The sequence below is a fragment of the Paenibacillus sp. NPDC057886 genome (genome assembly GCF_042796655.1).
Classification (GTDB): domain Bacteria; phylum Bacillota; class Bacilli; order Paenibacillales; family Paenibacillaceae; genus Paenibacillus.
In genome coordinates this window covers 83857-97618 of sequence record NZ_JBHVMZ010000015.1, presented here as the reverse complement: position 1 = coordinate 97618, position 13762 = coordinate 83857, and the positions used below count along the sequence as shown (strand labels likewise).

The 13762-nt window shown below is 47.6% G+C and carries 11 protein-coding genes; 4 read left to right on the top strand and 7 right to left on the bottom strand.

What is annotated here, in order from left to right; translation table 11 throughout:
- Positions 1-7: 7 nt before the first annotated feature.
- The gene (locus ACFVQB_RS32620; protein WP_379449229.1) at positions 8-1294 is read right to left on the bottom strand and encodes a sugar ABC transporter substrate-binding protein; all 1287 of its coding nucleotides are present in this window, start codon (positions 1292-1294) and stop codon (positions 8-10) included.
- 457 nt (positions 1295-1751) lie between these two features.
- Here ACFVQB_RS32620 and ACFVQB_RS32615 point away from each other — a divergent pair, with 457 nt between their 5' ends.
- Positions 1752-2780, top strand: coding sequence for a LacI family DNA-binding transcriptional regulator (locus ACFVQB_RS32615; RefSeq protein ID WP_379449227.1), 1029 nt, complete (start codon positions 1752-1754; stop codon positions 2778-2780).
- Positions 2781-2903: 123 nt separating this feature from the next.
- On the opposite strand, the gene ACFVQB_RS32610 is transcribed toward ACFVQB_RS32615, so the two are convergent.
- Positions 2904-3662, bottom strand: coding sequence for an SDR family oxidoreductase (locus tag ACFVQB_RS32610; RefSeq protein WP_379449224.1), 759 nt, complete (start codon positions 3660-3662; stop codon positions 2904-2906).
- 211 nt (positions 3663-3873) lie between these two features.
- On the opposite strand from ACFVQB_RS32610, the gene ACFVQB_RS32605 reads away from it, so the two are divergent.
- The 3 genes from ACFVQB_RS32605 (at position 3874) to ACFVQB_RS32595 (ending at position 6479) form a co-directional block, all read left to right on the top strand.
- Positions 3874-4461 carry a TetR/AcrR family transcriptional regulator gene (locus ACFVQB_RS32605; RefSeq protein WP_379449273.1) on the top strand — a complete coding sequence of 196 codons (588 nt, stop codon included), beginning with the start codon at positions 3874-3876 and terminating at the stop codon, positions 4459-4461.
- A gap of 165 nt (positions 4462-4626) precedes the next feature.
- Positions 4627-5670 carry a cupin domain-containing protein gene (locus ACFVQB_RS32600; protein WP_379449221.1) on the top strand — a complete coding sequence of 348 codons (1044 nt, stop codon included), beginning with the start codon at positions 4627-4629 and terminating at the stop codon, positions 5668-5670.
- Between the two features lie 101 nt (positions 5671-5771).
- The gene (locus tag ACFVQB_RS32595) at positions 5772-6479 is read left to right on the top strand and encodes a YoaK family protein (RefSeq protein ID WP_379449219.1); all 708 of its coding nucleotides are present in this window, start codon (positions 5772-5774) and stop codon (positions 6477-6479) included.
- Positions 6480-6637: 158 nt separating this feature from the next.
- Here the strand turns inward: ACFVQB_RS32595 and ACFVQB_RS32590 are convergent, their stop codons facing one another.
- From ACFVQB_RS32590 to ACFVQB_RS32570, 5 genes are all read right to left on the bottom strand, one after another.
- Positions 6638-7777 carry a toxic anion resistance protein gene (locus ACFVQB_RS32590; protein ID WP_379449216.1) on the bottom strand — a complete coding sequence of 380 codons (1140 nt, stop codon included), beginning with the start codon at positions 7775-7777 and terminating at the stop codon, positions 6638-6640.
- A gap of 80 nt (positions 7778-7857) precedes the next feature.
- Complete coding sequence (locus ACFVQB_RS32585) at positions 7858-9546, bottom strand: vWA domain-containing protein (RefSeq protein WP_379449214.1); 1689 nt, start codon at positions 9544-9546, stop codon at positions 7858-7860.
- 12 nt (positions 9547-9558) lie between these two features.
- On the bottom strand, positions 9559-10290 hold the full coding sequence (locus ACFVQB_RS32580) for a hypothetical protein (protein WP_379449212.1): 732 nt from the start codon (positions 10288-10290) through the stop codon (positions 9559-9561).
- A gap of 356 nt (positions 10291-10646) precedes the next feature.
- Positions 10647-11213, bottom strand: a complete 567-nt coding sequence (locus ACFVQB_RS32575; RefSeq protein ID WP_379449209.1) for a Uma2 family endonuclease — start codon at positions 11211-11213, stop codon at positions 10647-10649.
- A gap of 82 nt (positions 11214-11295) precedes the next feature.
- Entirely contained in the window at positions 11296-13617 is a 2322-nt protein-coding gene (locus tag ACFVQB_RS32570) for a beta-L-arabinofuranosidase domain-containing protein (protein WP_379449207.1), read from the bottom strand.
- Positions 13618-13762: the final 145 nt, after the last annotated feature.

Genomic DNA, 13762 nt, shown 5'->3' with positions numbered 1-13762 from the left:
CTTTTTTTTATTGGACAGTTGCAAGGCTCTCCTTGACTTGGTTGACTGCGTTATCCAGAGAGGTTTTCACATCCTTGCCTCCATCCCATATGTCGGTAATTGCCGCGCTGATGGGACCCCATACGCTATCCATGGCAGGAAGCGAAGGCATTGGGGTGGAGTTGTTGAATTGCTCAAGGAATGCCTTCGTGATTTCATCCCCCTGAATCTTCGGATCTGCTGCCACGTCTTTATTGGCCGGGAGAGTTCCGTTCAGCTCAAAGTTGACCATTTGGGATTCGGCACTGGAGAGATAAGCTGCAAACAGCTTGGCAGCATTCGGATAGGTTGTAAATGCATTGACGTAATATGCCTTGACTCCAGAGAAGGAGGTCATCGGTTTGCCTTCAATTGCCGGGAGTGGAGCAACCCCGAAGTCAATGCCGGCATTGCGATAATCGGCGATGGACCAAGGTCCGTTAATATCCATGGCCAGTTTCCCGCTTGAGAAGAGACCTTTCTTGATGTCATAGTTCACATCGCCCATTTTCACAGGCAGTACTTCCGATTTCAGCGTTTGCAAGAACTGACCGCCCTTGATGGCTCCCTCATTATTGAGGCCAATATCCTCGCTGTTCATGCCTTCATCGCCAAAGATATATCCGCCCTGGGAAGCCAGATAAGCAAAGTTGTAATAGAACTGCTGGAGCTCCCACATCAGAGTGTACTTGTTGTTTTTGGTGTCATTAAAGGTTTTGGCAAAGCTGATAATGTCATCAAATGATTTCGGTGCTTCGGGATAAAGCTTTTTGTTGTAGAACAACGCATAGGTTTCTACGCTGTAGGGATAGCCATATAAGATGTCTTTAAAGGTTACGGCTTTAACCGCATTGTCACTGGTGGATTGCGTGGTCTGTTGCTCAAAAATATCATTTGGCAAGATCAGTCCCGCTTCTGAGGCGCTACCAATCTTGTCATGCGGGAACACGACTACATCCGCAGCCAATCCCGCGGGTCCGTCCGTTGTGAGCTTGGTCACTTGATCGGTCGGCGGCAATTCCTCGATTTTTACAGATACGCCGTACTCCTCTTCAAATTTCTTCGCCCGTTCCTCGATAAAGCTGCGCTGATTTTTATCCTCCCATATAACAAGGCTCGCGCCCTCTTCTGGCTGAATATTTTCCGCGGTCACTGTTGTTTCTCCAGTCTCACCGCTGTCCGTTGTGGTTGGCGCAGCGCCTCCACCTCCACTTGAACATGCGGTAAGTGTGAGTGCCATGAATCCTGCAAGTGCTGCTTGCTGCCATTTTCTCATTGAATTTCCCCCTTTTCGTAGTCATGATCGATGCTGTACTCGCGCTTTTCACCCGTTTTTCTGTGTACTGTTCCTGTATTCCGAAGTTTGGCGTGGTTCCGTTTGAATGCAATACAAACGTTTGCTCATATTAACCTCAGATTGGTACAATCCTTATGTAATCGGGATGAATTATCTAGGAAGTATGTTGATTCAAGCCATGTAAGCGCTATAATAACAATCACATCATACAATAGCGAACTTTATTTGCACAAACGTTTGCACAAGTCATTTTCGTCCATTTTCCTTCACTTTTGTGGCTTATGTCCCTGTAATTTCCGATTTGCTTGATCTCCCGCCGTCTTCCTTTATTTTGCTTTCCCCTCTTCACCAGGATGCAGTTAGCAATTGATTTATCGAAGTCTTTGAATTAACATAGGAGACATGTTGAAATGCTTGTACAGAAGGGATTTTTCACATGATTACAATCAAAGATATTGCCAAATTGGCGGGTGTATCCCCTTCTACGGTCTCACGGGTTATTTCCAACCATCCCAGAATCAGTTCGGAAACGTCACTCAAAGTGAAGCAAATCATGAAAGAAATGAATTATCATCCAAATATGATGGCCAAAAGCCTTGTTTCCAAAACGACTCAAACCCTGGGTATCATGCTGCCCCGACCTGCTGAAGAGCTGTTTCAGAACTACTTTTTCGGAGAATTGCTTCGGGGAATCATTACGCATGCCACTCGCATGAATTATGAACTTCTTCTCTCCACCGAAACGTCTTCCAGCGATGAATTGAATGCCATATCCCGCCTGGTACATGGGCGACGCGTGGATGGCATTTTGCTGCTTGGCTCCAAAAGGGAAGATCCGATTATTTCGTTTTTGGAGGCGGAAAAGTTTCCTTTTGTGCTGATTGGACGCAGCGAAACGCATCCCAATGCGCCGATGGTGGACAATAACAATGTGCAGACGGCATTCGATGCAACTACGCATCTGATTGCCCAAGGACATAAACGCATCGGATTTGTCAGCGGGCCACCCGATCTGACGTTGTCTCATGATCGCATGCGAGGATACAAAAACGCGCTTGAAGAAGCGGGTCTTGACGCTAACAATGATTGGATCGTGGAAGGAGAATTCCTGCAGGAGAGCGGTTTCCGGGCCATGTCCCTGTTCATGTCACTACCGGACAGACCAACCGCCCTCGTTGTTATTGACGACAATGTTGCCTTTGGAGTACTCCGCGCTTTGGCCGAGTTGGGTTATAACGTCCCTGAAGATATAAGTGTCGTGAGCTTCAACAATATTGCCTTGTCGGAACTCGCTTCGCCGCCGCTCAGTTCCATTGATATCGGAACTTATCAGCTGGGCTATACTGCGGTTCAGGTATTGTTAAAAATCCTGAATGGTGAACACCTGCCTCAAAATCCGGTTATTATTCCGCACCGCTTGATTGTTCGGGATTCGTCCCTGTTTACATTATCCGGGAATGCGTAGACATGTTTGTGCAAACGTTTGTCCTACTGGTCTGATGTCCCACATTCTCGCCTGTTGTGGACATGCAAAGAAGCCCATACACGGGTATGAGCTTCTTTGCATATTTCAGTTATTAACGACGGATTAGTAAGAGCTCCATCCTGCATCTGCCGTTACGACCGTTCCGTTCACAAAGCTGGATTCGTCCGAACCAAGGAACAGGGCCACCTGTGCAATTTCTTCACTAGTTCCTACGCGTGGGTTGATCGCCATGCCCAGCTGTTGTCGCCCTGCACCAAATGGATTTATTCCGGTCATGGACGAACTAATGTTGGTCGCCACCCCTCCTGGAGCAATTGCGTTACAACGAATGCCTTGTTCGGCATACATGAAGCCTGTATTTTTGGTGAATCCAACCACTGCGTGTTTGGAAGCCGTGTAAGCCGCGCCTGCACGTGCACCATGCAATCCGCCTGCTGAGGCGATGTTGACAATAACTCCTTTTTGTTTTTCTAGGAAGATAGGTAGCACTTTGCGGGTAGCACGCATGACACTTGTTGTGTTGATTGCAAAGATCCGCTCCCACTTGTCATCCACAATGTCGCCAGCTGGTTCCATACTGTCCATAATGCCTGCATTATTGACCAGAATATCCACTGTTCCATAGGTATTAACCGTCGTATCGATCAGGTTCTGAATATCCTCTTCCTTCGCAACATTGGCAACCACAAACGTCGCTTCTCCACCTTTTGCTTTGATATCCTCAGCAACCGCCTGTGCTGAAGCCTCATTGATATCCGATACAACCACCTTAGCACCTTCTTGCGCGTACAGTGTTGCAATTGCTTTGCCCATGCCGGAACCCGCACCTGTTACTACAGCAACTTTATCTTGAAGTCTCATGTTGTATCATCCTCCATGTATTCGTTTACAATAAGTTAACAAACAAATGTTCATTAACTCTTATCCTTAGTATAATAAGTCATAGCATTCCTGTTCAATCAGTAAAAGCTTGCCCAATTGTACGTTAATCAACACTTCTAATTCTGAATGTACTTTATCTTAAAATACCTATTTATGAGGAGTACTGCATATGACCGAACTTCCGAGTTCCATGGATCGAAGAATCAAGAAATCCAAAGCGGCGCTGAAGGATGCCCTTATTCAATTAATGCAAAAGCAGTCATTTAAGGAAATCTCCATTACCGATATCGTGCAGCTGGCTGATCTGAATCGGGGAACGTTTTACAGACACTATCAATACAAAGAAGACCTGTTCAATGAGATCATCGATGACATCATTAAGGATCTGGTCTTCTCCTATCGTGAGCCTTATCTGGATAAAGAAATATTTGAAGTAAGTCATATGCCCTCTTCTGCAATCAAAATATTCGAACATGTGCATCAGCATGCGCAATTCTACACCCTTGTCGTGAAATCGGAGGCATCGTCCAATTTTCAGCAAATGATCTGCGATGTTCTGCGTGACCTTGCCCTTCAGGACCTGAACGAAATATTTCCGTCCCACATCAATCGCGAGCTGCTGGCAAGTTATCAATCCCATGCGATCTTTGGCATGATTATTGAATGGATTCGACAGGATTTCAAACATACTCCCGCTTATATGGCAGATGAGTTATTTAAAATCATTAATTTTAAACCTGGCAATATGGTGTGTTACACCAATCATAAGGCACCTTGAGTACAACATGTGCATACTGACCAACGATAGAGGTTGAATGAAAATCTCCCTTCTTTCTCATATTAATCAGGAATCAATTGAATAGTTTCGTAAAATATGGGTAAAAGATATGAACGCCATATTTAACTATTTACATGTGTACCTAATATAATATGAGGAGGAATCATGATGACATCTTTCAAATATCGGCTTGAACAAAAAGAACCCCGTACGGGCCCTGGCGGTATTACCCGCGGTGCTTCCGTTCGGGATTTTCCTGCGTCCATTGGAATAGCCGGCGTATCCATGCGCCTGGAACCGGGAGGCATGCGTGAATTGCACTGGCATGCCAATGCAGCAGAATGGGCTTATGTGATCAGCGGCTCCTGTCGCACCACCGTCATTCATCCGGACGGACATGCGTACACCGATACTTTTGAGCCAGGAGATGTGTGGTATTTCCCACGTGGTTACGGACACTCCATTCAGGGATTGGGACCGGACGAGTGCCATTTTATTCTGATTTTTGATAATGGCGATTTCTCGGAAGATCATACGTTCAGCATTACCGATTTCCTGTCTCATACACCGAACAACATTGTTGCCCAGAATCTCGGGATTACCCCGGAGCGCGCAGCCAAGCTGCCTCAGGGAGAAGCTTATTTCGTCAAAGGGCCTGTCCCCAATGACAGCTCCTCTTCTGGAACCTATCGCCGCAATTCGGAGCTAACGACACCCCACCGATACCCGCTGCATGCCAAGCAGCCAAGACGTGCGCCAGGCGGCGGAACCCAGCGCACGGTTACTGTCGAAGATTTCCCAATCTCCACCACGATGGCCGGATCATTGATCGAGCTGCAACCAGGCGCATTACGAGAGATGCATTGGCATCCCAACGCTGACGAATGGCAGTATTACATTAGCGGCACTGCCGAAATGACGGTATTTCTTGCAGAAGGTCATGCAGTGACAGAGCAATTCGAAGCAGGGGATGTGGGCTATGCCCCGATGGGCGCAGGTCACTATATCAAAAATACGGGAGATGAGGTCTGCCGTGTGTTAATCGGGTTCAACAACGGACACTATGAAGCTATTGATCTGAGCGAGTGGCTCGCAGGCAATCCGGATGATGTGCTGTCCACCAATCTGGAAATGTCCAAAGAGGAAGCCGAACAGCTTCCGAACGACACCCTTTTTATCGCACCGGACCCGAATAAGCCGAAGTCATAGTCCAACTACTACCGGAACTATGGAATTTAAGTTTGGGTTAGTGATCCATCTGTCATATACCACGGAACCAATCCATTATCATGGAAAAGGGGTTGGACATCATGGCTTCTGCTTCCGATTCGACCAGTGACCGCAAACGTGTGGGACATACTGTAGAACGACTGGAGCCGGGTCTTTCCCGGCTTCTGCTGTCATGTGTACTTGTGCTGATCTCCGGTTTCATTGATGCGGTCGGCTATCTGCAGCTGGGGAAAATCTATCTGTCTTTCATGAGTGGTAACAGTACCAAGCTTGGCATCGCGCTATTTGAGGGAGACAGCGCTGTATTAACGAATATAGGTCTGGTCATTTTTTTATTCGTTGTAGGCGCCTTTATCGGTACCCTGATCACGGACCGATCGGGAAAATGGCGACTGGCGGGCATCTTGGGCTTTGAATCCCTGCTGTTTGCCGGCGCCATTGTATTCTTGCTGTTCCTCCATACACAGAGTGTGCTTTTCCCGATTGCCATCGCCATGGGCATGCAAAACACCATGCACCAGATGGTTGCTCATGCTGATGTGGGCAAAGGATTTGTAACAGGCACATTATTCGGAGTAGGACAGGCACTGGCCAAAGCGGTTCGGGGTAAGGCTCCTGCTTCCGAATGGGCAGTACTCGCCCTGTCCTGGGTTATATTTGTGATCGGTGCAGCTCTGGGAGCACTGCTACTAACCCAAGGAAGCCTGCTTCTTGCCTTGATCGCCTCACTGGCTCTGCTTCTCCTGCTGATCCCCTACGTCCTCTATATTCAACGTGATTTGACCTAACTAGTAGATGTATGGCTTTCGTGTATATGTCCATTGGGAATCTTTATATCCTCAAAATGGAATCAAAAAAAAACGGTTGAACCAGAGTTTATCTGTGTTCAACCGTTTTTTGATGTCATGCGTACAAATTTCTTGTGTTCTTCTGACTTCCATTCAGACTACAGCCCCAGCTTCTGCCCTTTCTCCAACCGCTGAATCTGCTGTTCCCCGGTATCCGCCAGTTCACGGAACTGATTGATGGTCTCCCGCATCCGTGGCAGTGCCTCCTGCTTATAGACACTGATGGAGTCGAGCGCGGACAACACATCTGTGAACGCCTGCTTCATCGTATCAACCGAAATGCTGGCCTCATAAGCCTGCTTCTGGATGGCAATGCCTTGATCCTTGAGCATTTTGGACGTACCTGCGATCAGGTCGTTGGTCGTCCGGTTAAGCAGTTCAATTTTCTGCAATACAATCTTCTGATTGTAAAGTGCACTCGCGACGGTGACGGCAATTTTCAAGGCCGAGATCGTTACATTTTTGGCCCGATCCACACCGCGGATCAATTCCTTGTTATTCCGGATGACAACTTCAATCGCCATGATGCCCTGCTGGTTCACCACCAGCATTTGCTGCAAGTCCATAACCCGCTGACGAAGCGGGAAAAGCACTTCTTCCGTGATAAAACGGACTTTCTCCGGGTCCTCGTTGCGGACTTTGGCTGCTTCGATCTGTGCGTCAATCGACTCATCCATCAGCACACCCAGCTGAATTTCCTTTTGCAGTCGTTTGGTGAGTTCCCGCAGATTTTGCTGTTCAATCTCCAGGGTTGTATTGTCATTTCTCAAGGTCGCTCTGCCTTTATCCAGAGAGGTCACAATGTCGGCGATGACCGCGTCAGCCTTCTGGTATTTCAGAAAATAGGCCCGCAGCGGATTGAACAATTTGCCGAGGAATCCGGTCTTGGCGAAATCGACCACGCTCGGGTCGAGATCCTTCAGTTGCATATGCAGCTCGGTCAAGCCTTTGGCGACCTGACCGCCCTCGTCTCCCGTCTTGGACAGATGTCCAACGGAGACTTGAAGCAACGCGTTTTTCTCGGAAGAGGATCTCATCGTGTTCATGCCAAAACCGTCAATGGATTGCAGAATCTCCTTGCGTTTCTCCAACGATTCGAGATCCAGTGTCATGATCATCTCCACGTTGGCATTTGCGACTTGCTGCAGCTCCGCCACCTCGGCAGGTACGGGCTTTATTTCCTCCTCAATCACCTTCTGAATTTCCTTCTGGCTAGGTATCTCCATCGAAAACGACATCCAAGTTCCCCCTTCAATTACGTGCTATATAAATGGAATAATGAACCTTACATTAGGTCACTTCGAGTGCAATACATGTGCTACATCTGCACGTTGAACAGGTTACCGATTTTGTACACCACATCGTCGGTATCCGCGTTAATGCTCGCCGCTTCGTTAATGCTGGAGATGCTCTCCAGCGCCTTGATGTCCGCGTTATAACCGATCGTGTAGATTGGCACTTTGTACGTCTCGACCAGATCACGAATATCCTTCAGTGTATGACCTTCGTTGGTCTCTCCATCACTTAGGACAAAGATCAGCGGCTTCACATTTGGATCAGTAGCCATATAATCTTCCAGCATCTTCATCGCCACAACGATTCCATCGAAGGTTGCCGTACCACCACCCGCTTGCAGGCTATCCACCGTACCGACAAACATGGACTGCTGATTCGTATCATACTTGGCAATCGGCAGGTTCACAGTTACTCCACTAGAGTAGGAGACGAGGCCGATACTGTTATCTGTGCCCAGGAACTTCTGGCCTTTGCGTAATGATTCCTTAAGTCGGTTCAGCGGTTCGCCGTCCATACTTCCGGAAACGTCGGTTACAAATACGGCTGCAATGGGTTTACTGCCGTTCTTTTTCTCTTTCCATACTTTCTGAGCGGACAACAAGGTGCCACCATCCACTGTGTTCAATTCGGACTTGTAATCCTGCAATCCGTTGAAGCCGAATTCCTCAGCCGATTGCTGATACTTCGCTTGTGTTACGAATTCCGCGTACTTTTTAATGATCTCTTGCTTGTTCTGCGGCAATTGCCCCAATGCATATAGCGGACTGTCATGTCTTACGCCAAAAGGTGTAAAGACGTATCCGCTTTTCAGATCTGCGGTGTTTACGTAAGTCTGGTATTCCAGTACAAATGCGTCCAGTCGCCCTGACTTGGCTGCCTCACGCATCTGAATGGTTGTGGAAGCCGTAAACGGTACGTTCGCTTGGAACTTCTCAAAACCCTCAATAGCTTTCTCTCCGAGCGGATTGGAGCTGTCGTATGTGTTCAGTGCCGTCACGAGAAAGTTCAGCCCCGTAGAGCTGGCAAACGGATCGGTGTACCCCATCGCGAGCTCATTGTTCGCAATCGCTTCGGTCACGGTTTTTACATTAACTGAGCCATACGTGTCGACCAGCGCATCATATTTGGCTTTGGAGATGACGATACCGGGGACGTTCCCCACCAATCTTTTGGATACCAGATCGGTCTTCACACCACTTGCGGCTACCATCTCGCCCCATAACTCATTCGAGGGAGTATACGCATCAGGCACATATTTGCCTGACTTGATATAATCGGCAGCCGTTCCGGATGCGATATTGCGTAATTTCACCGAAACCTGTTTGCCGCCAACGGTAATGTTAGCCTTGTTGAACTCTTCGGTTACTTCGGTTAACCAGCCATCCGCTCCGGTTCCCGCCTTTTCGATGGAAGAAAAGATCTCTACATAATCATTCGATGTATTCTCGACCGTGATCGGAAATTTGGAGATGTCCGGCAGTGATTCAGCCACATCCACCGGATCGAGATCAATCTGTCCCTTCACGGGTTCAGCCGTTGCCGGAGCAATGTCCGCATACAGCTTGCCTAACTCTTTGCCTGCATTCTCTGTCGTGACCTGTGTACTGGATTTACCAACGTTCGACGTCAGCGTAATGCCTGCATATACTAAGCCGAACACGAGCACCAACATCAAGATCGATATGAAAAAAAACTTTCCCTTCTTCGCCATACGTACAACCCCTCACTGTCTGTATAATTTGGTGTGCTTGATTAATTGGTCAATTTCCTGCATACAAGGCATCTGTTCGATATCGCCAGCTTCAAAGCTGTCCAGGCGGGAGATTTCCAGCATCAACTGGTCGAGCTTCAAGAGAATTTCCTCATTGGTATGAAGCGAGTTTTTCACATAGCTCAGATAGTCGTTATATACTTTGGTCTTTTCCTGAAAGAGCTTCTGGGGAAGTGTTGCGGATTTGGACTTCATCAGGCTGGCGTACTCCGCTTCATCGAACACATTGAGTCGGTTAAGTACACTTCGGATGTTGAGGTATAACAGCTTCTCCACTTCGAGGGTGACCGAAGCAAATTTCTTGTAGCTTAGTTCCCCCGGATCAAATCGTTGATTCAGCACGTTCAGGAGGGTTTCCTTCTTTTTCTTCATGCGGCTCAGTTGGGATAATCCCAATGTGATATCTTCCTCAAGCACTTTAATGCGACGATAAAAGGATAACGCTTCCACATAATCTTCATGGGTTTCGATATGCTTCACGGGCAAGACTACTGGCTGTCTGAACAACAAGGTGTAGCTTCCATAGAAGAGCGCCATCACGCTGCCGAACAGAAATGTCACCGAGAGCGCTGTCGTAAATGCTCCCCCGCCAAACTCCAGTCCGATGAATCCTGGTGAGAACAGCAGAACATTCATGACCACAACGCCGAAGATCAGCCCCAGCAGTTTTATGTACTTTATCATGTAAATCATCAGACCTCCTTTCGCGCTATGTGCTGGACCTTTATGTCGATATTTACCATTGGAACTTTATTTCATTGTACATGATGTTGCCGCATTCGGGTGGATTAATATGGATATTCATAATATACGTGGCATGGGCTTATCCCATTTCATCTTTACAGGGACAACGTGGATAAGATTTTGTAACCTCTGGGAAATGAGCCTGGTGTCTTGATGAATCGGTAGCGGAAAAAGAAATGTTATCAGGTAATACGTGGAAATTTGCAGTGCGTGTCATTTTTTATATAGGGCTTATTCGATAAAAAGCAAAAAAACACCCGGACGCCAGCGTCGGAGTGATGATGATGTTGTCTAATCTAATTCAGCTTGAATAAACTCCGAAGCGGAATATCAAGTTCCGGATATAACACCGATTGAATCGTCTCTTGCTCCGTGTACAGATGACGGTTCTGGTAACTGCCTTCTTCCAATGTGTACACATGAACGGTCTGATTGCCAGGGTCAACAATCCAGTATTCATTCACACCATATTTCTGATACAGATTAAACTTCTCGTTAAAATCCTTCAGCGCAGTTGATGGAGACAGTACTTCTATGATTAGAGACGGCGCACCTTGACAGCCATTTTTGGATATTTGGTCTTTGGAACAAACCACCGATAAATCCGGTTGGACAACATGGTCAGGTACGTCATACTGTTCATTCTCGCTGAAATACACGTCAAAGGGAGCAACAAATACGATACATTTCCGATTCTGAAAAAAAGTACCCAAGGAGAAGTGCAGCTCACCCACAATAAACTGGTGTACTGAGGTGGGTGCTGGAGACATATTGAACGCTTTGCCGTTAATTAACTCCCATGCACCCTCCCAAGTTAACCAATCCTGAAAACTATAGATGCCTTTATTATCCGGTTTGGCCACACTTCCAACCTCCTCTTTTACCTAATCAGCAGTTTGCTATTATTATACCAATGTGTTTGCCCAATTTCATACAATACCTCTTTTACGAAAAAATGGATTCCGGTTTGCTGCGCGTTGTGCGTACCTCCACGACTTTCCCGGCACATCCATTGTCGTCCAACGCCTGGAATGCAACTTGCACACTGTCTTTACCTGACGTAACCGTCTCTGGGATATCATAGGTAACGTAGAATACTTCTCCGATCTTGTTCATATGAATCCGCTGTTCACCGACCACATTTCCATCGACGGCGATACTAAATATTCTCTCATGCAGTGTTCCTTCCCGTTCAAAAGGAGAATGATCCCCGCCCCAGTATGCCACGCATACATAGTTTGATGCAGAACCATCCACCGCCAGCTGGTAGCTGAAGTAAGCCCCGCTGACACCAAAAGCTTCCCGCCACATATGCAGCTTGTTGCGGCTGTCTGTATAGGAACCGTTATGATGTTCTGCACGGCAATTGCTATCCAGCTGATGTCCAATCTCATCCTGCTGACCATCGGGCTGCACCCTGTCGATGGTGATATCATTCAATTCCTTCTCCAGTGCATCGCCTTCATCGTTAAACGGCCAATAGACCGTATAGAACTCATGATGCACATCATAGAACGGGATCAGTTTCACCGGGTTGCCATCCGAGGTGACGTCCTTGCTGATCTCAAACGTCAACGTACTTGCGTCCACCACCTTGATCCACTCGCGCACATCCTCCTGCTCTGTCCAGATTACAGGTACAGGTGCAGTTTTGGGATTCAGTGCCGTTTCGTCCACGATAGTATCCTCGGGCAGCCCTTCGCTTCCCAAAGCGCCTGCCAGTACAATCGGGCCGTACAGGAATGCCACCTTGTGTGCATCATCCCGGGACGTGTATTGGTGGAGCGACATCGGCAGCGTGATTGTAATGACATCGCCAGCGGTCCATGTGCGCTCGATGTTGAGGTATCCGGGTTCCATCCGGGTATGCGGATAAGCCGTATCCCCGTTGACCGTTGCCGTCATTGGCTCCTGCAGCCATGAGGGCACACGTAGTCTAAGATTGGCCGAGGCACTGCCTTCGGTGATCATAAGGGTTACCTTTTCCGAGTAAGGAAAGTCGGTTTCGAGCTTCAGCGATATGCCTTGGGATCTCCAGTCCAGCTGGGAAGCGATATACAGGTTAACGTACAGATCCTGCTCATCCTCGAAATAGATTGCCTCGGCGTATTTGCCCGGGTTCTCCATGCCAGATCCTGTGCAGCACCACCAGGCGGTATCGTGAGTACCGTAAATTTTGTAGTGACCTTGCAGCGTGGATGCAAAATACGTTTTGTTCCCTGTGTCCGGGTCCTGTGTGCCCAGGATGTGGTTGTAGATCGCATTTTCATAATAGTCCATGTAGGCACTGTCCGGATTCCAGGTGTAGAGCTGCTTCGTCAGATGCATCATGTTGTGGGTACAGCAGCTCTCTCCGGTTTTGATGCCCAGGCTCTCCATGTCTTTCGCTTCATAATGCTCCGAAATGCTCGTAGCCCCAAATACATAAGAACGGTGATGAATCGTGGTCTCCCAGAAAAACTCCGCCGCTGTCCGGTAACTCTCATGGTTATGGTCCTGGTTGTAGATTTCGGCTGCACCGATGACTTTCGGAATCTGCGTATTCGCATGTTTGCCCTGAAGATCGTCCTGTTTGTGTTCCAACGGTTCCAGAATCAATTGATGTGTGAATTTGTTGGCTATCTCAAGGTATACAGATTTCCCCGTGATTCCATACAAGTGTGCAAATACTTCATTCATGCCGCCGTGTTCACATTGAAGCATGACTTGCATCTGATCTTCTGTCATCGGGTTTAGACCGTCCACCGCCCAATCAGCAAACCGTGTTACCACCTCAAGCGCCTGTTGATTACCCGTTAGTTTGTAGGCGTCAATTAGCCCGCGATAGATTTTGTGTACGCTGTACCAAGGCACCCAGTATTCGCCGATGTTGAAACCGCCGATATGTTCTGCCCGAAATGCAATGTGGAAGGCTTCTTCGGACAATCCGCCGATATACCCGCTGCCTGTATGCTGTTGAATGGAGGCAAGCTCGCAAACGGCATAATCCAGCGTTTGCTTTAACGTTTCATTACCTGTCGCCTGATAAGTCACTGCCAGGGCAGACAAATAGTGTCCAAGAGAATGCCCGCTGATGGAACGTGCCTCCCAACCCGCGTACCGTTCCTTTTTCGCAGGTAACCCATGGGCCTCAAAACATGGTGCCAGAAAACGGTCAATGTCCAAAGATAACAAATACTTTTCTCCAACTTCCTGTGACGTTTGAAAAACGCCATTTAACAGATCTACATGCTCAGGTCCCAGAAATCCCTTTTTGGTTTCAATCATTCTGCTCGCTCCTCCTCGGTATATAGTGGATATTTAGAAGTACTTATATGGATGTAAAAAGGGTAAAATCCGTGTTGCGATTCATGCATCCCTTGCGATCTTTCTTCATACAGGCCTTGAATATCCTCATATTATCAAATAAAAT

Excerpts from the sequence above, each read along its gene's own strand:
- ACFVQB_RS32620 (WP_379449229.1), bottom strand. The coding sequence starts at position 1,294 with ATGAGAAAATGGCAGCAAGCAGCACTTGCAGGATTCATGGCACTCACA.
- ACFVQB_RS32615 (WP_379449227.1), top strand. The coding sequence starts at position 1,752 with ATGATTACAATCAAAGATATTGCCAAATTGGCGGGTGTATCCCCTTCT.
- ACFVQB_RS32610 (WP_379449224.1), bottom strand. The coding sequence starts at position 3,662 with ATGAGACTTCAAGATAAAGTTGCTGTAGTAACAGGTGCGGGTTCCGGC.
- ACFVQB_RS32605 (WP_379449273.1), top strand. The coding sequence starts at position 3,874 with ATGGATCGAAGAATCAAGAAATCCAAAGCGGCGCTGAAGGATGCCCTT.
- ACFVQB_RS32600 (WP_379449221.1), top strand. The coding sequence starts at position 4,627 with ATGATGACATCTTTCAAATATCGGCTTGAACAAAAAGAACCCCGTACG.
- ACFVQB_RS32595 (WP_379449219.1), top strand. The coding sequence starts at position 5,772 with ATGGCTTCTGCTTCCGATTCGACCAGTGACCGCAAACGTGTGGGACAT.
- ACFVQB_RS32590 (WP_379449216.1), bottom strand. The coding sequence starts at position 7,777 with ATGTCGTTTTCGATGGAGATACCTAGCCAGAAGGAAATTCAGAAGGTG.
- ACFVQB_RS32585 (WP_379449214.1), bottom strand. The coding sequence starts at position 9,546 with ATGGCGAAGAAGGGAAAGTTTTTTTTCATATCGATCTTGATGTTGGTG.
- ACFVQB_RS32580 (WP_379449212.1), bottom strand. The coding sequence starts at position 10,290 with ATGATAAAGTACATAAAACTGCTGGGGCTGATCTTCGGCGTTGTGGTC.
- ACFVQB_RS32570 (WP_379449207.1), bottom strand. The coding sequence starts at position 13,617 with ATGATTGAAACCAAAAAGGGATTTCTGGGACCTGAGCATGTAGATCTG.